Source organism: Nocardia neocaledoniensis (assembly GCF_029868625.1).
Classification (GTDB): Bacteria; Actinomycetota; Actinomycetes; order Mycobacteriales; family Mycobacteriaceae; genus Nocardia; species Nocardia neocaledoniensis_A.
Map to the genome: position 1 here is coordinate 1 of NZ_JARWOJ010000166.1, position 17,447 is coordinate 17,447.

General features: G+C 66.7%; 18 protein-coding genes and 1 pseudogene. 11 read left to right on the forward strand and 8 right to left on the reverse strand.

Annotated features, from left to right (window positions below; genetic code table 11):
- Window positions 1-218 precede the first annotated feature (218 nt).
- From QH270_RS11765 to QH270_RS11780, 4 genes are all read left to right on the forward strand, one after another.
- Window positions 219-1,211 (forward strand): alpha/beta hydrolase, encoded by a 993-nt coding sequence (locus tag QH270_RS11765; RefSeq protein ID WP_280340850.1) that lies wholly within the window; start codon window positions 219-221, stop codon window positions 1,209-1,211.
- A 126-nt stretch (window positions 1,212-1,337) separates the two neighbouring features.
- Window positions 1,338-1,559, forward strand: coding sequence for a hypothetical protein (locus tag QH270_RS11770; protein ID WP_280340851.1), 222 nt, complete (start codon window positions 1,338-1,340; stop codon window positions 1,557-1,559).
- A gap of 336 nt (window positions 1,560-1,895) precedes the next feature.
- Window positions 1,896-2,099 (forward strand): helix-turn-helix domain-containing protein, encoded by a 204-nt coding sequence (locus tag QH270_RS11775; RefSeq protein ID WP_280340853.1) that lies wholly within the window; start codon window positions 1,896-1,898, stop codon window positions 2,097-2,099.
- On the forward strand, window positions 2,096-3,286 hold the full coding sequence (locus QH270_RS11780; protein ID WP_280340855.1) for a type II toxin-antitoxin system HipA family toxin: 1,191 nt from the start codon (window positions 2,096-2,098) through the stop codon (window positions 3,284-3,286). The genes QH270_RS11775 and QH270_RS11780 overlap by 4 nt, the downstream gene beginning before the upstream one ends.
- A 48-nt stretch (window positions 3,287-3,334) precedes the next feature.
- Here the strand turns inward: QH270_RS11780 and QH270_RS11785 are convergent, their stop codons facing one another.
- Window positions 3,335-4,657, reverse strand: coding sequence for an acetyl-CoA C-acetyltransferase (locus QH270_RS11785; RefSeq protein ID WP_280340857.1), 1,323 nt, complete (start codon window positions 4,655-4,657; stop codon window positions 3,335-3,337).
- A gap of 155 nt (window positions 4,658-4,812) precedes the next feature.
- Between QH270_RS11785 and QH270_RS11790 the strand changes: the two genes are divergently transcribed.
- The 4 genes from QH270_RS11790 (at window position 4,813) to QH270_RS11805 (ending at window position 8,974) form a co-directional block, all read left to right on the forward strand.
- Window positions 4,813-6,171, forward strand: a complete 1,359-nt coding sequence (locus QH270_RS11790) for a 3-oxoacyl-ACP reductase (protein ID WP_280340859.1) — start codon at window positions 4,813-4,815, stop codon at window positions 6,169-6,171.
- A complete protein-coding gene (locus QH270_RS11795; RefSeq protein ID WP_280340861.1) occupies window positions 6,171-7,040 on the forward strand; it encodes a MaoC family dehydratase in 870 nt (289 codons plus the stop codon). The genes QH270_RS11790 and QH270_RS11795 overlap by 1 nt, the downstream gene beginning before the upstream one ends.
- 481 nt (window positions 7,041-7,521) lie before the next feature.
- On the forward strand, window positions 7,522-8,022 hold the full coding sequence (locus tag QH270_RS11800; RefSeq protein ID WP_432420342.1) for a hypothetical protein: 501 nt from the start codon (window positions 7,522-7,524) through the stop codon (window positions 8,020-8,022).
- Window positions 8,023-8,560: 538 nt separating this feature from the next.
- Window positions 8,561-8,974: a hypothetical protein gene (locus QH270_RS11805; RefSeq protein ID WP_280340863.1), complete on the forward strand. Its 414-nt coding sequence runs from the start codon at window positions 8,561-8,563 to the stop codon at window positions 8,972-8,974.
- A gap of 354 nt (window positions 8,975-9,328) precedes the next feature.
- Here QH270_RS11805 and QH270_RS11810 read toward each other — a convergent pair whose 3' ends face one another.
- Window positions 9,329-9,976, reverse strand: a complete 648-nt coding sequence (locus QH270_RS11810) for a cysteine hydrolase family protein (RefSeq protein WP_280340865.1) — start codon at window positions 9,974-9,976, stop codon at window positions 9,329-9,331.
- A gap of 72 nt (window positions 9,977-10,048) precedes the next feature.
- Here QH270_RS11810 and QH270_RS11815 point away from each other — a divergent pair, with 72 nt between their 5' ends.
- A complete protein-coding gene (locus tag QH270_RS11815; protein ID WP_280340866.1) occupies window positions 10,049-11,029 on the forward strand; it encodes a GlxA family transcriptional regulator in 981 nt (326 codons plus the stop codon).
- Window positions 11,030-11,266: 237 nt separating this feature from the next.
- On the opposite strand, the gene QH270_RS11820 is transcribed toward QH270_RS11815, so the two are convergent.
- The 5 genes and pseudogenes from QH270_RS11820 to QH270_RS11835 form a co-directional block, all read right to left on the reverse strand.
- On the reverse strand, window positions 11,267-11,980 hold the full coding sequence (locus QH270_RS11820) for a helix-turn-helix domain-containing protein (protein ID WP_280340867.1): 714 nt from the start codon (window positions 11,978-11,980) through the stop codon (window positions 11,267-11,269).
- A gap of 86 nt (window positions 11,981-12,066) precedes the next feature.
- On the reverse strand, window positions 12,067-12,825 hold the full coding sequence (locus QH270_RS11825) for an ImmA/IrrE family metallo-endopeptidase (protein ID WP_280340868.1): 759 nt from the start codon (window positions 12,823-12,825) through the stop codon (window positions 12,067-12,069).
- A 78-nt stretch (window positions 12,826-12,903) separates the two neighbouring features.
- Window positions 12,904-13,146 (reverse strand): annotated as a pseudogene (locus QH270_RS34665) (HigA family addiction module antitoxin); the annotation flags it as partial.
- Between the two features lie 25 nt (window positions 13,147-13,171).
- Window positions 13,172-13,462 (reverse strand): type II toxin-antitoxin system RelE/ParE family toxin, encoded by a 291-nt coding sequence (locus QH270_RS11830; RefSeq protein ID WP_233001295.1) that lies wholly within the window; start codon window positions 13,460-13,462, stop codon window positions 13,172-13,174.
- 167 nt (window positions 13,463-13,629) lie between these two features.
- Entirely contained in the window at window positions 13,630-15,465 is a 1,836-nt protein-coding gene (locus QH270_RS11835) for an acyl-CoA dehydrogenase (RefSeq protein WP_280299313.1), read from the reverse strand.
- Window positions 15,466-15,667: 202 nt separating this feature from the next.
- Between QH270_RS11835 and QH270_RS11840 the strand changes: the two genes are divergently transcribed.
- Together QH270_RS11840 and QH270_RS11845 are read left to right on the forward strand one after the other, a co-directional pair.
- Window positions 15,668-16,261: an alpha/beta hydrolase family protein gene (locus tag QH270_RS11840; protein ID WP_280340869.1), complete on the forward strand. Its 594-nt coding sequence runs from the start codon at window positions 15,668-15,670 to the stop codon at window positions 16,259-16,261.
- Window positions 16,262-16,311: 50 nt separating this feature from the next.
- The gene (locus QH270_RS11845) at window positions 16,312-16,761 is read left to right on the forward strand and encodes a flavodoxin family protein (protein WP_280340870.1); all 450 of its coding nucleotides are present in this window, start codon (window positions 16,312-16,314) and stop codon (window positions 16,759-16,761) included.
- Here QH270_RS11845 and QH270_RS11850 read toward each other — a convergent pair.
- A complete protein-coding gene (locus QH270_RS11850; protein ID WP_280340871.1) occupies window positions 16,741-17,430 on the reverse strand; it encodes a class I SAM-dependent methyltransferase in 690 nt (229 codons plus the stop codon). The genes QH270_RS11845 and QH270_RS11850 overlap by 21 nt on opposite strands.
- Between the last annotated feature and the right edge of the window lie 17 nt (window positions 17,431-17,447).

Sequence of the window (17,447 nt, forward strand, 5' to 3'; positions counted from 1 at the left end):
GCGCGGCGCCAACGCGGGTGAGACCGTGATCGGCAGCCTCGGCGACAACGGTCTCGGGTCCTCCGACGGTCAGCTCAGCTCGACCGGTTCGCTGAGCGAGATCCTCTCCGACGTGCTGGGCAATCTGATCGGTAGCTGATCGCCCGGCACCTGGACGCCGGGGCGGTCTCGCGCTGCCGCCCCGGCGCTCCATCCCTTTTCGTCTCGGTGAAGGAAGCATGTTCGTGTTCACTCTGCGGGCCGTCGTGGTGGCGGCACTGACCCTGGTGCTCTCGGTGACCTCGATCGGCGCCGCGGGCGCCGACGGCTCGCGGCTGGACCGGATCGAGCGGCCTGGGCAGCGGCAGCAGTTGTTGCACGTCTACTCGGCGGCGATGGATCGGGTGATCCCGCTACAGGTCATCACGCCGCACGACACCAGCGCGCCGCGCCCGACCCTGTACCTGCTCAACGGCGCCGGTGGCGGCGAGGACGTCGCGAACTGGTACAACCAGACCGATATCGTGCAGTTCTTCGGCGACAAGAACGTCAATGTCGTCACCCCGGCGGCGGGCAAGTTCTCCTACTACACCGACTGGCTGCGCGACGATCCCGAACTGGGCCGCAACAAGTGGCAGACCTTCCTCACCGAGGAACTCCCGCCGATCATCGACGCGACACTGAACACGACCGGCGTGAACGCCATTGCCGGACTGTCGATGTCGGCCACGGCGGTACTGAACCTGTCCATCGCCGCCCCCGACCGCTACCGCGCCGTCGGCGCCTACAGCGGCTGCGCCTCGGTCGACGACCCGCTCGGCCGCACCGCCATCGAACTGGTGCTGGCCAGGGCGGGCGCCGATCCGGCCAACATGTGGGGCGCCCCCGGTGACCCGGCCTGGCGCGCCAACGATCCGTATCTCAACGCGGAACGCCTGCGCGGCAAGACGATCTACCTGTCCAGTGCCACCGGTCTCCCCGGCGAGGCGGAGGCGCTGCCGCCCGGCGCGACCCCGGGCAAGGTCATCGGTATGACCGACCAGATCCTGCTCGGCGGCGCCATCGAGGTGGCGGCCAATCACTGCACCCAGCGCCTGGCAGCCCGTCTCGCCGCGCTGAACATCCCCGCCCACACCGAATTCCGTCCCGCCGGTACGCACACCTGGAAGTACTGGGAACAGGACCTGCACCAGTCGTGGCCGTTGTTCGCCGATGCCATCGGTGCGAGCTGATCGCTTATAGCGCAAGGCTTTTCGCGGTGTCAATATCAGAAAGTGTCGGTAACGAACGGGTTGAGGCATCCGATTTCCAGATCAGCTCCACCCAGTGTTATCGAAAGGCACGTCATGCACCGTCGAATGATCCGAATCCTGGTCGCCACAGCGGCTGTCGCCGGCATCGCCACCGCGGGCGCCGCCCCGGCCCTCGCCGCCCCCGCCTCCACCCCGGCCGTCATCGCCGAAACCGGCTCCGCCGGCACCGGCTCCGCCCTCATCGACTTCCCCCTCGGCATCATGAAGCTCATCATCTGCGGCCCCTGGGGCGCGGCCGAACCGCACCCGAACCCGATGTGCCGCTGACGTTCCCGCCCGCGCCGAAGCCGCCGACGCGCACCGCCCACCCCTTCCGCAACCACTAGTGATCCGAAACAACTGCGGCGGCATCCCGTCATCCGGGTGCCGCCGCAGCTGTTTCAGTTCTGTCACCGTTCGATGGTTGCGACCGGGATCTGACGGCCCGAGATCTGGTCGGGGGTCGCGCATCCGTTTCGGCAGGATGTTGCCGAAACTTCATCGAGGGTCGCCTTCGCCGCGCTTTCGTCGCATGGGCGGCAGAATTCTGCCGAAATGCCGATCTGTGGCGTATCCTGCGAGTATCGGCGACAATATCGGCAGAATTCTGCCTCTGGAGGTGCGATGGTGGAGGTGCTGAGTGAAGTAGGTGCCCGAATTCGTGCGGAGCGGCGACGTCATCAACTGACGCAAGAGCAACTCGCCGAGATGGTGGGTACCTCGACGCGCACAGTGCGGGACATCGAACACGGCACCGGCTCGACCAGCATCGGCACGGTCGCTGCCGTGGCAGAAGCCGTGGGACTGACGTTGCGGGTGGCGCCATGACCGACTTCGAGGCACTGCGCAGAGTGCGCGGCGCGGACGTCTACAAGGGCGGTCGTCTCGCTGCCTCGATCAGCCGAACAATAGAGGGCGGAACGGAGTTCGCCTACGTGCCCGGCTACGCCGGTGATCCGGTCGCGTCCACGCTCCCAGTGGATGCCGCGCCCGTCAGAAGTGAATCGGGGTCTGTGCCAGCCTTTTTCGCGGGGTTGCTCCCGGAGGGCCACCGCTTGACGGTCCTGCGCCAGGCTGTGAAGACGAGCGCGGAGGATGAACTCAGTCTGCTCCTCGCTGTCGGTTCGGACGCACCGGGCGACGTTCAGGTATTTCCAGATGGTGCGCAGCCAACAGATGTTCCTGCCCTGGTGGACTGTGCATCGGCTGAGGAACTCGACTTCAGCCGATTGGTGGATCACGTGGATCGCCAGGCGATCCCAGGAGTTCAGAACAAGGCGAGCGCTTCGATGATCAGTACGCCCATCGCCGCGGGATTCGGTCGGTTCATCCTGAAGTTGTCGCAGTCGAACTACCCCTACTTGATCGAGAACGAGGCGGCACACCTCGATGCGGCGCGAATCATGAAGGTCCCGGTTGCTCAGGCTGATCTCGTTTACGACAAGGGTGGTCTGCCCGGACTGCTCGTTCGTCGATTCGATCGCGTCTACGAAGGCGGGTCATGGGAGCGCCTCGCCTTCGAGGACGCCACCCAAATTCTCGGACTGCCACCGTCCGCCAAGTACCGAGTCGACGCCGTGGACGTGGTCGCAGCATTGGCGGGAATAGTCGGCGCACCGCTGGTAGCTGTGCGAAACCTATACCTGCAGTTCCTGTTTGCGTGGCTCACGGGCAACGGGGACCTGCACGGCAAGAACGTCGGGGCGCTGCGGGACAGCGCAGGGCGGTGGACTGTCGCGCCGATCTACGACATCCCTTGCACGCTGATCTATGGCGATGAGTCGATGGCGCTGCCGATCGCCGGTCGCACAAAGAACTTGCGAGCGAAGCACTGGATGGAATTCGCCGGGGCTATCGGATTGCCTCGGAAGGCCGCGGTCTCGGCACAGCGGCTGGCACTGCGAGCTTCGGCCGCAGTTGATTTCGATCGAGTACCGCTCGCGGGATCGCCGAGAAACCGTACCTTGCGCGAATTGCGGCTACGCGGGGGTGAGTTGGCAAAAGCAGTCGAATAGCGGCGACGCCCTGGAATCCGGCGCCGCCGCTACTCGTTCAGTGTGTGACTACCGTTCGATGATGGCGACCACGCCCTGGCCGCCCGCGGCGCAGATGGAGATCAGCGCGCGGCCGGATCCCTTCTCCGCCAGCATCTTCGCGGTGGAGGCGACGATGCGGCCACCGGTGGCGGCGAACGGGTGGCCCGCGGCCAGCGACGAACCGTTGACGTTGAGCTTGCTGCGGTCGATCGAACCCAGCGCGCCGTCCAGGCCCAGGCGCTCCTTGCAGTAGGCGTCGGACTCCCACGCGGCCAGCGTGCACAGCACCACGGAGGCGAAGGCCTCGTGGATCTCGTAGTAGTCGAAGTCCTGCAGGGTCAGGCCGTTGCGGGCCAGCATCCGCGGCACCGCGTAGGTGGGCGCCATCAGCAGGCCGTCGGGGCCGTGGATGTAGTCGACCGAGGCCACCTCGGAGTCCACCAGGTGCGCGAGCACCGGCAGGTTGCGCTGCGCGGCCCATTCGTCACTGGACAGCAGCACCGCCGACGCGCCGTCGGTGAGCGGGGTCGAGTTGCCCGCGGTCATGGTGGCGTCGCCGAGCTTGGTGCCGAACACCGGCTTGAGGGTGGCCAGCTTCTCCACGGTCGAGCCGGGACGCAGGTTGTCGTCGCGGGTCAGGCCGAGGAACGGGGTGATCAGGTCGTCGAAGAAGCCACGGTCGTAGGCGGCGGCCATGTTCTTGTGCGAGAGGTAGGCCAGCTCGTCCTGCGCCTCGCGGGCGATGCCGAATTCCTTGGCGGTGATGGCGGCGTGCTCACCCATCGACAGCCCGGTGCGCGGCTCGGCGTTGCGCGGGATCTCGATGCCGAGCATCGAGGGCCGCAGCTGGCCGACCAGCTTGAGCCGGTCCTTGTTGGTCTTGGCGCGATTGGCGGTGAGCATCCACTCGCGCATGTCCTCGCTGACGCCGATCGGCGCGTCGGAGGTGGTGTCGGCGCCGCCGCCGATGCCCGACTCGATGCGTCCCATGGCGATCGCGTCACCCACGGTGACCACCGACTGCAGGCCGGTGCCACAGGCGAGCTGCAGGTCGTGGGCGGGGGTGTAGGGCGAGAGCTTCGAGCCGAGCACGCTCTCGCGGATCAGGCTGTGCTCGCCGACGCGCTTGAGCACGGCACCGCCGACAACCATGCCCAGGCGCTCACCCTGCAGCCCGAACCGGCTGACCAGCCCGTCCAGGGTGGCGGTGAACATGTCCTGGTTCGACGCCTTCGCGTAGGCCTTGTCGGAGCGAGCGAACGGAATTCGGTTACCGCCAACGATCGCGACCGGGCGCTGGGTCTTCGCGGTCTTGGCCGGGGTCTTCGCCGAGCGGGCTTTGCTTGTCACTCGAGTTCTCCATGGTCTCGTCGGGTGATCGGTTGTCATCCAACTTACTCTGGAGTAAGTTCGTTGTCGACACCGTACCCGCAAATGTGAGCTCACACGGGGGACACTGGGCGAGCACGGTCACATACACGTCGAGCACAGAGAAGGTAGGAACAGTGGCAGCCAAGAGCAAGGGCGCACCCAACCTCTACGGATCCTTCATCCACTCCGCCCCCGGCGCGTTCCTGGCGAGCAAGCTGGGCCTGCCCCAGCCGGCCGAGCTGCGCCGCTACAAGGCGGGCGAGCCCGCCCTTCCCGGCCCGGTGCTGCTGGGCGGCAAGGGCCGGCTGGCCGAGCCGGTCCGCGCGCTGCTCTCGGCGGACTACACCGTGGCGGACTCGCTCGACTCGGGCACCAAGTACGGCGCCCTGGTGTTCGACGCCACCGGCATCGACTCCATCGACAAGCTCTCGCAGCTGTTCGAATTCTTCCAGCCCGCCATGCGCAACCTCGCACCTTCGGGGCGTGTCGTGGTGCTGGGTTCCACCCCGGAGCTGGTCGGCTCGGTCGACGAGCAGATCGCCCAGCGCGCGCTCGAGGGCTTCAGCCGCTCGGTCGCCAAGGAGCTGCTGCGCGGCGCCACCGGCCAGCTGGTGTACGTGCACCCCGAGGCGGGCGCGGCCGCGACCGGTCTCGAATCCACCCTGCGCTTCCTGCTCTCCGGCAAGTCGGCGTTCGTCGACGGCCAGGTCATCCGGGTCGGCAAGGCCGAGTCCGTGGCCCCGGCCAGCTGGGACAAGCCGCTGGCGGGCAAGGTCGCCGTGGTCACCGGTGCCGCCCGTGGCATCGGCGCCACCATCGCCGAGGTCTTCGCCCGTGACGGCGCCACCGTCATCGTCGCCGACATCCCCGCCGCGGGCGAGGCCCTGTCGGAGACCGCCAACAAGGTCGGCGCCACCGCCCTGGCTCTTGACGTCACCGCGCCTGACGCCGCCGAGCGTCTCGCCGAGTTCGCCACCGAGCGTTTCGGCGGCATCGACATCGTCGTGCACAACGCGGGCATCACCCGGGACAAGCTGCTCGCCAACATGGACGAGGGTCGCTGGAACTCGGTCATCAACGTCAATCTGGCTGCCCCGCACCGCATCACCTCCGGCCTGGTGGCCAAGGGCGTACTCAAGGAGGGCGGCCGCGTGATCGACGTGTCCTCCATCGCCGGCATCGCGGGCAACCGCGGCCAGACCAACTACGGCGCCTCCAAGGCAGGCGTCATCGGCATGGTCGACGCCGAGGCCCCGCTGCTGTCGGAGAAGGGCATCACCATCAACGCGGTGGCCCCCGGCTTCATCGAGACCGCGATGACCGCCGCCATCCCGCTCGGCACCCGCGAGGCCGGTCGCCTGATGAGCTCGCTGCTGCAGGGCGGCCAGACCGTCGACGTCGCCGAGACCATCGCCTACTTCGCCAGCCCGGCGTCGAACGCGGTGAGCGGCAACGTGGTTCGCGTCTGCGGTCAGAGCCTGATCGGCGCCTGATGACCCAGACGATCACCCTCACCGAGGTACCGAAGAACGGCGGGCTGTACGCGAAGGCGGCGCTGGGCGCCGTCCCGCTGCCCGCCCCGCTTTCTGGCCGCAAGCCGGCCCTGCCCGACCGCCGCGTCGTCCTCGACGGCTTCCAGGTCGATCCCGATCACCTGGCCGCGTACTGCCATGCGACCGGTCTGCGCTTCAGCGACACCTTGCCGCTGACGTACCCGTTCATCCTGTCGTTCCCGCTGATGATGGAACTGCTGGTGGCACGGGACTTCCCGTTCACCGCGGTGGGTTCGGTGCACCTCGGCAACGTCATCGAGCGCACGCGGGAGATCTCGGTCGCCGAGCCGCTCGATTTCACCGCCCACATCGAGAACCTCCGGGAACACCCGAAGGGTCTGCTGATCGACGCGGTGACCGAGATCCGGGTCGGTCGCGAACTCGTCTGGCGCCAGGTCTCGACCATGCTGCACCAGCAGCGCACGTCGCTGTCCGGCGGTCCGAAGTCCGAGCCGCCGGTGGAGGAGGTGCCGCCGCCCCCGCTGCGCGTGCAGCGCGTCGATCAGAAGATGATCAACCGCTACGCCGCCGCGTCCGGCGACCGCAACCCGATCCACGTCTCCGGCCTCGGCGCCAAGGCGATGGGTTTCCCGAAGACCATCGCCCACGGCATGTGGTCGGCCGCGAACATCCTCAGCACCATCGAGGGCCGCGTCCCCGAAAAGACCACGTACTCGGTCAAATTCGGCAAGCCGGTCTTCCTGCCCTCCTCGGTCAACATCTACGCCGACCAGGTCGGTTCCGGCTGGGACCTCTCCATGCTTCACCCCAAAAAGGGTTACCCCCACCTCACCGCGACTTTGCGCTGAGTTCCCGGGATCCAACGGGCCGCACATCCGCACCGGATGTGCGGCCCGTTCTCTTCGCCGTCCCCGATCGGTTCTTGCGATCCGTTGTTACGTGAATTCGCTGTGAGATTACTCATTTTCGTAAACCGGATTCGCTAATCGATTGCTGCTCAGCATGATTCGCCATCAATTGGTCTACCGACCGGTGCTTTCTTCTCCGAGCTAAGAAATTGCCTAAAGCGGTCTGGGCGGGCGATCCGGTGTTGCCGCGACGTCAATACGCCGCCGCGGAAATTCCGGCTACTCACCGGCATCTGAACAGCCCGCTGCCCCGACTTCCGCGCATTCCCGTCCCCGCAAACGCATGTTAGAACTGCTGTGCCCAGTCTGCGGGGCTGGCAAACCGGGGATCTCGAAGCCCCGATCGGGCGGGCGATTGTGCGGCCGCCCAGCGCATTTCACCTGATGAACCGTTGGCTCGAAGTGGTGTGGAGGAAGCGTTGTGAAGAAGACGATGGCTATCGCGATGTCGACAGCGGCCTGGTCCCTGCTGGTGGTGCCCGGCGTGGCCGGCGCCGACACCGGCAGCGCCTCGACCGGCAGCGGTGTGATCGACACCGGCAGTGGCATTCTCGGCGACCTACTCGACACCGGGAGCGGCCTACTCGGCGGCAGCTCCGGCGGTTCCTCGGAAAGCGTGCAGCCCTGCAACAGTTCCACGAAATCCGGCGGCGCCGGCGTCACCACCACCGTGCATCAGCTCGGCGTCGCGGGCCCCACCTCCTTCGTCCTGTCCTACGAAACCCTGAATATCCCCGACCGAATCCAGGTCTTCTACGAAGGCGGCCAAGTGCTCGACACCGGCTACGTCGGCGACAATCTCAACCAGGGCACCGGCTCCGCCGCCGTCTCCCTCCCCGGCGGTACCGCGACGACGGTGACCGTCCGCGTCAGCGGCCCGGACGACACTCAGTGGGAGTACACGGTCAACTGCCCGTCGTAGCGGGCGCGAAAACTGCGCGAGTTCGAGCCGACGCCTTCGGGGATCGCCGTCGGGACTTTGCGCTGATCGCAGGGAAATTCGACGGGCCGCACAGCCGAAAGGGTGTGCGGCCCGTAGTATTTTGTGAACAGTGTTGCGGCGCAATCGTTCATGGTCTGTCACTTGTTACAGTGAGATCAATCATGGCATGAGCCGGGGGGTAGCTGGGTATTACTGCAGGTTAGCCGCCGGGATGCTACTCGCCGTTTTCGAAACACTCCTTGTTCGCATTGTTTTGTCGGTCGTTGTATCGATTGCACAGCGGAAACAATTCTCCGCCACCGAATTGGGTGCGGCACGAATTCCCGCCACTCGAGGAATCGATCTGAAACCCTCGCTACGAGCCGCTTGCCGTTTTCGCCGCCAGCAACATAGCGGCATCCCTTCAGCGCGTGCCCCGAAAACCACGGGCTGGGGCCATCGATCGGCACCGTGTTAGAACTTCGTGGACCGGCGATGACGTCGGCATTCATGCTTTCAATCGAGGGGTTCTAGTTTCATGAAGAAGTTCCGCACGCTCGGGTTCGGCATCGTCGTCGCGGCGGGTCTGGCCATGTTCGGTACCGGTGTGGCAACCGCTGAGGAGACCACCCCCGACACCGGCTCGGCCACCCTGCTGGAATCCCTGAGCTCCGGTTCCGCCGGCACCGAGGCCACCGACAAGGCCAAGGTGAAGGCCATCGAAGAGACCGACCCCGAGGCCGACACCGGCTCCGCCACCGGCCTCGCCGCCCTTCTCGAAGCCCTGACCACCGGCTCCGCCGGCGCCGAAGAGCCCGCCACCGACGCCGACACCATCACCGAGGAAGAGCCTGTCGAGACCGGCTCCGCCGAGGGTCTGGCCGCCGTCCTGCAGGGCCTGCTCACCGGTTCCGCCGGTGCCGAAGAGCCGGACACCGAACCGACCGAGTGAACGCACTCGCCCGACTCGAATGCCCCGCCCGCCGGCGGGGCATTCGTCGTTTCGACGCGGTCCGTATTCATCCGGGGACGCAATGTTGTCGGGCGACCGAGTTCGTTTGCATCACAGAGGACTTCACGCTCTGCCTGACCAGACCGTGATGGAGGCTCGGCCCGCGTGACGTCGAACGCTTATCTACTCGATATGGCTGAGTTGATGCTCGCCTCGGAGGAGTTGACCGGCCGGGACACCACCGCGCGAACAGTCAGAAGTCTGCGGGACTTCTTCGCGACAGTCAGATCGTCGGCGGCGGCAAGTCCGCTTACGATGCCGACGAGATCACCAGGCTCGCAGCCGAATCGGGTGCTACCGCCTCCCAGGCGAAGCCGTCGCGGTCCGCGAGATCCTCGCCGGGTTCGAGTATGCCGAGGGTTGAGAGCTGAGGTCGGCTGCGGTGGGCACGACGACGGCGTAGAGGTCGGCGAGGGTGGCCAACGCGGCCGCATGGAGTTGGTCGGCGGATACCGGGCCCAGCGGCCGGGTGGCGCACGCGTCGGCGATGACGGTGGGCTTGTTGCCGCGGAGGAAGGCGCCTTCGGTGGTGAAGGTGACGCACATGTGGGTCATGAAACCGGCGATGATGACGTTGTCGTTGCCCGCGGCGTCGACGAGGTCGCCGAGGTCGGTGCCGACGAATGCGTTGGGGGCGGTTTTGACGATGATCTTCTCGTCGGCGGTGGGAGCCACCTTGGGGTGGATCTGGCCGATGTCGGCGCGGATGTCGTAGGGGGTGCCCTCCCCGCCGTCGTTGATGACGTGGATGACCGTCGCGCCGGCGGCCCTGGCCTTGCCGAGGAGTTCGGCGGCGGCGTCGAGGGCGGAGGCCCAGCCGGTCAGCTCCATGACGCCCCGGGTGTAGGTGTTCTGGTAGTCGACCAGGATGAGGGTGGAGTCGGACAGGGTGGCGGGGGTTTCGTCGAAGCCGTTGAGCTCGCGGAGGGTCGTCGAAGTCATGGTTTTCACGGTATTGAGCGGCCATGATGTCGGCAATGTCATGTAACCTGCAGATTCGGACATGGAGGTGGGATGACGGATCGGCTCGTGGTGATCGTGCTGTTCGATCAGGTCGATCTGCTCGACGTGACCGGACCGCCGGAGGTGTTCTCGCTGTTGCAGCGGGAGATGGACGAACCCACCGGGTACCAGGTGGTGCTGGCCGCCGAGACCATGGAGCCGGTCACCACCTCGGCGGGGGTCCGGGTGCTGCCGGATGTGACGTTCGCGGAATTGGCGGGTCGGCGGATCGACACCGTGGTCGTTCCCGGATCGGTGACGACCGACAGTGACCGCCGGGTGCGCGCGGTGGTCGATGCCGGGGTGGTCGAGGCGGTACGGGTGCTCGCGCGGGGAACGCGCCGGGTCGCGTCGGTGTGTGTCGGCGCGCATATCCTCGCAGCGGCCGGGCTGCTCGACGGGAAGCGGGCGACCACACACTGGTCGACGGCGAAGCAGCTGGCGGCCGAGCATCCTGCGGTGGAGGTGGATGCCGATCCGATCTACATCCGGGACGAAAACGTCTGGACCGGAGCGGGTCTCACGGCTTGCCTCGATCTGACTCTCGCACTTGTCGCCGACGATTTCGGTGACGAACTGGCGCTGCGGGTGGCGCGTCAGCTGGTGATGTATCTCAAAAGGCCGAGTGGCCAAAGCCAATTCAGCGTGTCGCTGGAACCGGTGTCGACCACGCGGCGCATCGACGAGCTGCGGCACTACATCACGCGCAACATCGCCAAGCCGCTCACGGTGACCGAGTTGGCCGAGCAGGCTCATGTCAGCGAACGCCAGCTCACGCGCGTGTTCCGCACTGAGCTGGGGATGACGCCCGCGGCCTATATCGAGTCGGCGCGCGTGGAGGTCGCGCGGCATCGGCTCGAAGCCGGTGACGAGACCTTGCAGCGGATCGCCGTCGCGTGCGGTTTCAATACGGTCGACACCTTGACCCGCGCGTTCCGGCGCACCCTCGACACCACCCCGAACGAATACCGGAAACGCTTCCGGATCAGCTGAACTCGGGCCGGGGCTCAACGGTGTGCGCTACCAGGGCGAAGAGGCGTCACGTCGTGTTTGCCGCACGTTAATCCGAACGGTGTGTTCCGTAATTCCTCCGTGATAGGAACTGTGGGCCCCCCAACAAGGAGATAGAGAATGTTCGAGTCCCTGACTTACCTGCTGAGCATGCTGGCCACCGGTTCGGCTGGCGCCTGAGTCGCCGGGCACCCGCCGTGGACGCGGCGGGTGCCCGTTTCAGCGGGAGGGAATGAGCCGGTACAGCCACCAGGGGCGGGTGGGGAAGGCCGGATCGTAGATACGCAGCAGCATGCGGCGCTCGATGCCGGTGCTGCGTTCGCGCACGCGCAGATGGCGCCGCGCGACATCCTGGGGGCGAACTTCACTGGTCCACACCGGATCCCAGTCCGGTGACGTCCCGCACGATTCGGTGATCTCGGTGATCCGCTGCGACGGAGCCAATGGCGCGAGCATCCGGAAGGCGTGCACCAGCAGCTGCGCCTCGGTGGTCCAATCGAGGAAGACCTTCTTGGCCGCCGGGTCCAGGAACATCCATTCGAGCATGTTCACGCCGGCGCCGAGACCGGGAAACATGCGCTGGTAGTCGGAGTTCGCGGCGAGGATGTCCATGGTGGGGAAGCGCTGGAAGCAGGCCGGATGGGTGAGGCTGGCCAGGTCGGTGAGATCGTCGGCCGAGGGTGTGGGCGCGGACGAACCGGTATCGACCGCAGGCAGCCCGAGTACCAGGATGTGCTTGCGATACCAGAGCGGCACGTCCAGCGAATCGAAAAGTCGTTGCAGCATGGGCTGATTCGGTATCAGCGCACCCGATTCGATCTGCCCGATCAGCAACGGCGCCATCTGCGCGCGCACCGCGAGCTCGGACCGCGCAAGCCCGGCCGCCATCCGCCGCTCACGCAGATACACACTGAGCGCGGTACTCTCACCCATCCCTACCCCCGAGGTGTCTCGACCCCGACTGACGGTTGACCTTCAGAATACGCGGCCGAACGATCACCCCGCGATGAATGCAGGTCTCACCAGGCGGCGAGCAAACCTCGGACATTGGGGGTGAGGTCACGCATGTGTGTCCACGGCAGAATTCGCTGATGCTGGAGACGGCCGACGATCAGTGCCGGATGTACGCCCATGGCCTCCGCGCGCGCGACCACCGCTCGCTTCGATATCGGGGCGGTGAGACCGATCTGTTCCGGCAGTGCCCACCGCACGGCCTGGCGATCGGCGGACCGCTCGGTTTCGTTCTCCGCCGCGGCGCAGACGTCGGTGTCGAGGGTGATGCCATTGTCCAAGTGGCCGAGGTGTAGATGTGCCAGTTCGTGCAGGAGGGTGAACACGATGCTGTCCAATCGCTGAATGCGGCCTGACAGGCCGATCACCGGCACGCCGACATCATCGATGTAGGCACCACCGTCGATCTTGCCCGAGTTGAACGCCTGGACGTACACCAGTCGGATTCCGTTGTCCGAGAACAGTTCGGGCAGGGTTGCCAGTGCTCCGGGATCGCGCAAGCGGCGAACGGTCTCGGTCGCGAGCGCCGCCACATCACCCACTTCGGGAATCACGCTGGATCTGCGCCTCGACTCATGTCGGACGCAGGCGATCCACGCGAGTTGTGGCGGTGAGATCGGCGCGTCCTCTACGGATCGGCGTGCAGCGAACTCGAGCATCGGCTGCTCGGTGATACTGGCGATTTCCAAGAGATCGCATACTGCCGATTCTTCGGCGTCGAGATCGGCTCCGGTCGGGATGATGCCACGTTTGCGCAGCTCGGGCATCGGTACGAGCTGGGACAGCCTCGCACGTCTCGCGACTGCCGTCGCCCGCACCGGTGCATCCGTTCGTGCCAGCTTCCACAGCCGATACGTACTCTGCAGGCGAAGCCAGGTCGCGGCCTCGGTACCGGTCGCGGCAGCGATCTCGATCGCTGTTTCGGGTGTGATCTCCTTGTGCCCGTTGAGGATCTCGGAAACCGCCTGCTGCGGTCGCCCGAGTATCTCCGCGAACTCGGTGACGGTCCAGCCGCGTGCCTCGATCTCATCACGCAGGTATTCGCCCGCAGGGAACGCCTGCGCGGGCAGCCCAGCATTCTCACTCATGTTCCAGGCCTCCCCTCACGGCGGATCAGTGGTAGTCGCACAGTTCGAGGATCAGTACCGTGCGTCCGGTCTCGTCGGTGGTGAATCGGAGAATCAGTCGCCACTGCCGTGTCAGTCGGATCGAGTAGTCGCCTTGTCGATCGCCCTTCAGTTTCTCCAGGTTCAACGAGCGGAAGTTGCGTAGTTCAACCTCGCTCGTCGCTGCTTGCAGCAGTTGCACCTTCTTCCGGAAGGCTTTGACGGCCTCCGGGTCGAGTCCATTGATCCGGAACTTCTCGTCTTCGTAGAGGGACCGAAGTGAGTCTTTCGCGAACACGAGTCGCACCCCGTTCCCCCTCCATCACCCTACAGGTGATGGCGACGATACAGAAGGCGTTGGTGCGGGCGAAACCGAATCGTCACCAGCGACGACGTGGCATACGAACGACGAACGGCCCGGAGTCGAAACTCCGGGCCGTTCGGGGTGAATCAGACGATCAAGCCTCAGAAGGCGGCTTCGTCGAGCTCCATGATGTCGTTGTCCAGGTTGGCGAGGATCGCGCGGGTGGCGGTCAGCTCGGGCAGGACGTTGCGGGCGAAGAACTGGGCCGAGGCGACCTTGCCGGTGTAGAAGGCGACGTCGGAGCCGGTGGCGCCGTTGTCCAGGGCCGCGAGGGCGACCTCGGCCTGCTGCAGCAGCTGCCAGCCGATGAACAGGTCACCGACGGCCATCAGGAAGCGGACCGAACCCAGGCCGACCTTGTACAGCTCGGTCGGCTGCTCCTGGGCGCCCATCAGGTGGCCGGTCAGGGTGGCGGCCATGGTCTGGACGTCCTCGAGCGCGGTGGCGAGCAGCTTGCGCTCGCCCTTGATGCGCTCGTTGGCGGAGTCGGCGTCGATGAACTTCTGGATCTGGCCTGCCACGTGGGCCAGGGCCACACCGCGGTCGCGGGCGATCTTGCGGAAGAAGAAGTCCTGCGCCTGGATGGCGGTGGTGCCCTCGTACAGCGAGTCGATCTTCGCGTCGCGGATGTACTGCTCGATCGGGTAGTCCTGCAGGAAGCCGGAGCCACCGAAGGTCTGCAGCGAATCGGTCAGGTACTGGTAGGCGCGCTCGGAGCCGACACCCTTGACGATCGGGAGCAGCAGGTCGTTCACGCGGAACGCGACGTCCTTGTCGGCACCCGAGACCGCGGCCGCGATCTCTTCGTTCTGGTGGGCGGCGGTGTAGAGGTAGATCGCGCGCAGGCCCTCGGCGTAGGCCTTCTGCATGGCCAGCGAGCGACGCACATCCGGGTGGTGGGTGATGGTGACGCGCGGCGCGGTCTTGTCGGTCATCTGGGTCAGGTCGGCGCCCTGGACGCGGGTCTTGGCGTACTCCAGCGCGTTCAGGTAACCGGTCGACAGGGTCGCGATGGCCTTGGTGCCGACCATCATGCGGGCGTTCTCGATGACGTCGAACATCTGCGCGATGCCGTTGTGCACCTCGCCGACCAGCCAGCCCTTGGCGGGCACGCCGTGGCCGCCGAAGGTGACCTCACAGGTGGCCGAGGCCTTGATGCCCATCTTGTGCTCGACGTTGGTGACGAACACGCCGTTGCGGTCGCCCAGGGTGTCGGTCTCGAAGTCGAAGTGGGTCTTCGGCACGTAGAACAGCGACAGGCCCTTGGTGCCGGGGCCGGCGCCCTCGGGGCGGGCCAGCACCAGGTGCATGATGTTCTCGAACATGTCGTCGGAGTCACCCGAGGTGATGAAGCGCTTAACGCCCTCGATGTGCCAGGAGCCGTCCTCCTGCTTGATCGCCTTGGTGCGGCCGGCGCCGACGTCGGAGCCCGCGTCGGGCTCGGTCAGCACCATGGTGGCGCCCCAGTTGCGGTCGGCGATCTTCTGCGCCCACTTCTTCTGCTCGTCGGTGCCGTTGTTGTAGAACACCTGGGCGAAGCCGGCGCCCGCGGCGTACATCTGGATCGGCGGGTTGGCGCCGAGCACCATCTCGGCCAGCGCCCAGCCCACGACGGACGGGGCACCGAGGCCACCGAGCTCCTCGCGCAGCGGAACCTTGACCCACTCGCCGTCCTCGAGCGCCTTGTAGGACTTCTTGAAGGACTCGGGGATGGTGACGGTGTGGGTGTTCGGGTCGAACACGGGCGGGTTGCGGTCCGCGTCGGCGAACGACTCGGCCAGCGGGCCCTCGGCCAGGCGGCGGACCTCGGACAGCATCTCCTTGACGGTGTCGGCGTCCAGGTCGCCGAAGGCGCCGGAATCCAGGACACTGCCGATGCCGAGGACCTCGAAGAGGTTGAACTCGAGGTCGCGAACGTTTGCCTTGTAGTGGCCCATGTGAGTACTCACTCTCCGTTGAGTTCTGGTGCGGTCGGTTGTGCGCCGTTCCCGCCCGTCGTGACGTCCACCGGGTAGCCTTTCCGGTTTTCCGCATGCTACTCGCGGGTAACTTATGGACCATATTACCGGTGAGTAAGCGACTCGGCAAAGGGGACCGCGAGCAATGTGACCGGAAAAACACGCGGGGCTACGGTGGGGTATGCGCATCGAGACGAGTGCGGGACCCGCGGAGATCGAGCTCGACGAGGTCGCCGAGCCGGCCTTCCTGCTGGTGATCACCCATGGTGCGGGAGGTGGCGTCGAGGCGAAAGACATTCTGGTGGCGCGAGATTCGGCGCTCGAGGCGGGTGGTTCGGTGGCCCGTGTGGTGCAGCCCTATCGGGTCGCCGGCCGGCGTGCGCCGGGGTCGGCGGACAAGCAGGACGAGGCCTGGATCGAGATCGTCGCGGCGTTGCGGGAGCGGTTCGGGGAGCTGCCGATCGTCCAGGGGGGTCGCAGCAACGGCGCGCGGGTGGCGTGTCGCACGGCCGTGGCGGTCGGCGCGCGCGGGGTGATCGCGTTGTCGTTCCCGCTGCATCCGCCCGGGAAACCGGAGAAGAGCAGGCGCGACGAGCTGCTGGCGCCGGGTGACATCGAGGTCGTGGTGATCAACGGCGGCAGCGACCCGTTCGGCGTGCCCGATGCCGCCGACGCGGCGGAGGTGCGGGTCATCCCGAAGCAGGCGCACGCGTTCCGCACCGGCTTCGACGTGATCGCCGCGACCCTCGCCCCCTGGTTCGCCCGCTGGCGATAGGCTGCGACGGACACCGAGACAGGCAGGGGGCCTTCGTGAAGGCGATCATCGTGTGTACTTCCAGCTCGCACGGCAACACCAGGAAGGTCGCCGACGCGATCGGGGACGTGCTCGGTGCGAAGGTGGTGGATCCGGGCGAGATCAGCCCGGTCGAGCTGGCCGAGTACGACCTCGTCGGCTTCGGGTCCGGCGTCTACTTCATGGCACTCGACAAGCGGCTGCGCGCTTTTGTCGACGCGGCGCCGGAGGGGCAGGGCCGCGAGGCGTTCGTGTTCGCCACCAGCGGCATGGCGGAGCCCTCATTCCGGCCCTACCTGCGCAATCTCGGTGACCAGCTCACCGGCAAGGGCTACGAGCTGGTCGGCGGTTTCGCCTGCCGCGGGCTCGACACGATGGGCCCGCTCGCGCTCATCGGCGGGCTGAACAAGGGCCGTCCCAGCGCCGAGGACCTGACCTCGGCGCGCGGCTTCGCCGAGCAGCTACGCGCTCGGTTCGCCTGACTCGGCCACCGCGCGCTCGGCGACGACCAGCGCGTCGATCGCGTCGGGGCCCTCGGTCGGGCGCAGCACCATGTCGGCGACGCGGATGGTGAGATGCGCGCCCGCCTCGCCCAATTCGGCCCGGACGTCCTCGGGCGTGAACAGGATCGCCGGATCCTGCGGGCCGCCGTAGCCGTCGGTGATGTTGCGGGTGTCGTGGCCGAGCACCAGCAGCATGCCGCCGGGGGAGACCATGGCGGCGAGTTCGCGCAGCAGGGCGCCGCGCTGCTCGGCGGGCAGGTGCACGAACACCATCAGGATCAGCTCGTAGGGGCCGGTGATGTCGGCGGCGGCGAGGTCGGTGATGTCGGCGCAGCGCCAGGTGACGCGGGAGCGGACCGAACGGGACAGCCTCGCCGCGACCGTGCGGCCCTTGTCGATGCCGACCTGGGCGAAGTCGACCGCGTCGACCTGCCAGCCATGAGTGGCCAGCCACAGCGCGTGCCTGCCCTCGCCGCAGGCCAGGTCGAGTGCGCGCGGCAGGGGCGGCGGGGTGCCGCCCGGCTCATCGGCGACCAGCGGAACCCGGCGATCCAGTCCGTACACGTACTCGACCACCGTGCTGTTGGGCGGTGCGCCCCAGACCAACTCGCTCTGCGCGTACCGGGCATCCCACTCCGCCGCATCCATGGGACGGGAGTCTATGG

Excerpts from the sequence above, each read along its gene's own strand:
- QH270_RS11770 (WP_280340851.1), top strand. The coding sequence starts at position 1,338 with ATGATCCGAATCCTGGTCGCCACAGCGGCTGTCGCCGGCATCGCCACC.
- QH270_RS11820 (WP_280340867.1), bottom strand. The coding sequence starts at position 11,980 with ATGGGTGAGAGTACCGCGCTCAGTGTGTATCTGCGTGAGCGGCGGATG.
- QH270_RS11815 (WP_280340866.1), top strand. The coding sequence starts at position 10,049 with ATGACGGATCGGCTCGTGGTGATCGTGCTGTTCGATCAGGTCGATCTG.
- QH270_RS11840 (WP_280340869.1), top strand. The coding sequence starts at position 15,668 with ATGCGCATCGAGACGAGTGCGGGACCCGCGGAGATCGAGCTCGACGAG.
- QH270_RS11765 (WP_280340850.1), top strand. The coding sequence starts at position 219 with ATGTTCGTGTTCACTCTGCGGGCCGTCGTGGTGGCGGCACTGACCCTG.
- QH270_RS11780 (WP_280340855.1), top strand. The coding sequence starts at position 2,096 with ATGACCGACTTCGAGGCACTGCGCAGAGTGCGCGGCGCGGACGTCTAC.
- QH270_RS11810 (WP_280340865.1), bottom strand. The coding sequence starts at position 9,976 with ATGACTTCGACGACCCTCCGCGAGCTCAACGGCTTCGACGAAACCCCC.
- QH270_RS11825 (WP_280340868.1), bottom strand. The coding sequence starts at position 12,825 with ATGCCCGAGCTGCGCAAACGTGGCATCATCCCGACCGGAGCCGATCTC.
- QH270_RS11850 (WP_280340871.1), bottom strand. The coding sequence starts at position 17,430 with ATGGATGCGGCGGAGTGGGATGCCCGGTACGCGCAGAGCGAGTTGGTC.
- QH270_RS11795 (WP_280340861.1), top strand. The coding sequence starts at position 6,171 with ATGACCCAGACGATCACCCTCACCGAGGTACCGAAGAACGGCGGGCTG.
- QH270_RS11835 (WP_280299313.1), bottom strand. The coding sequence starts at position 15,465 with ATGGGCCACTACAAGGCAAACGTTCGCGACCTCGAGTTCAACCTCTTC.
- QH270_RS11775 (WP_280340853.1), top strand. The coding sequence starts at position 1,896 with ATGGTGGAGGTGCTGAGTGAAGTAGGTGCCCGAATTCGTGCGGAGCGG.
- QH270_RS11805 (WP_280340863.1), top strand. The coding sequence starts at position 8,561 with ATGAAGAAGTTCCGCACGCTCGGGTTCGGCATCGTCGTCGCGGCGGGT.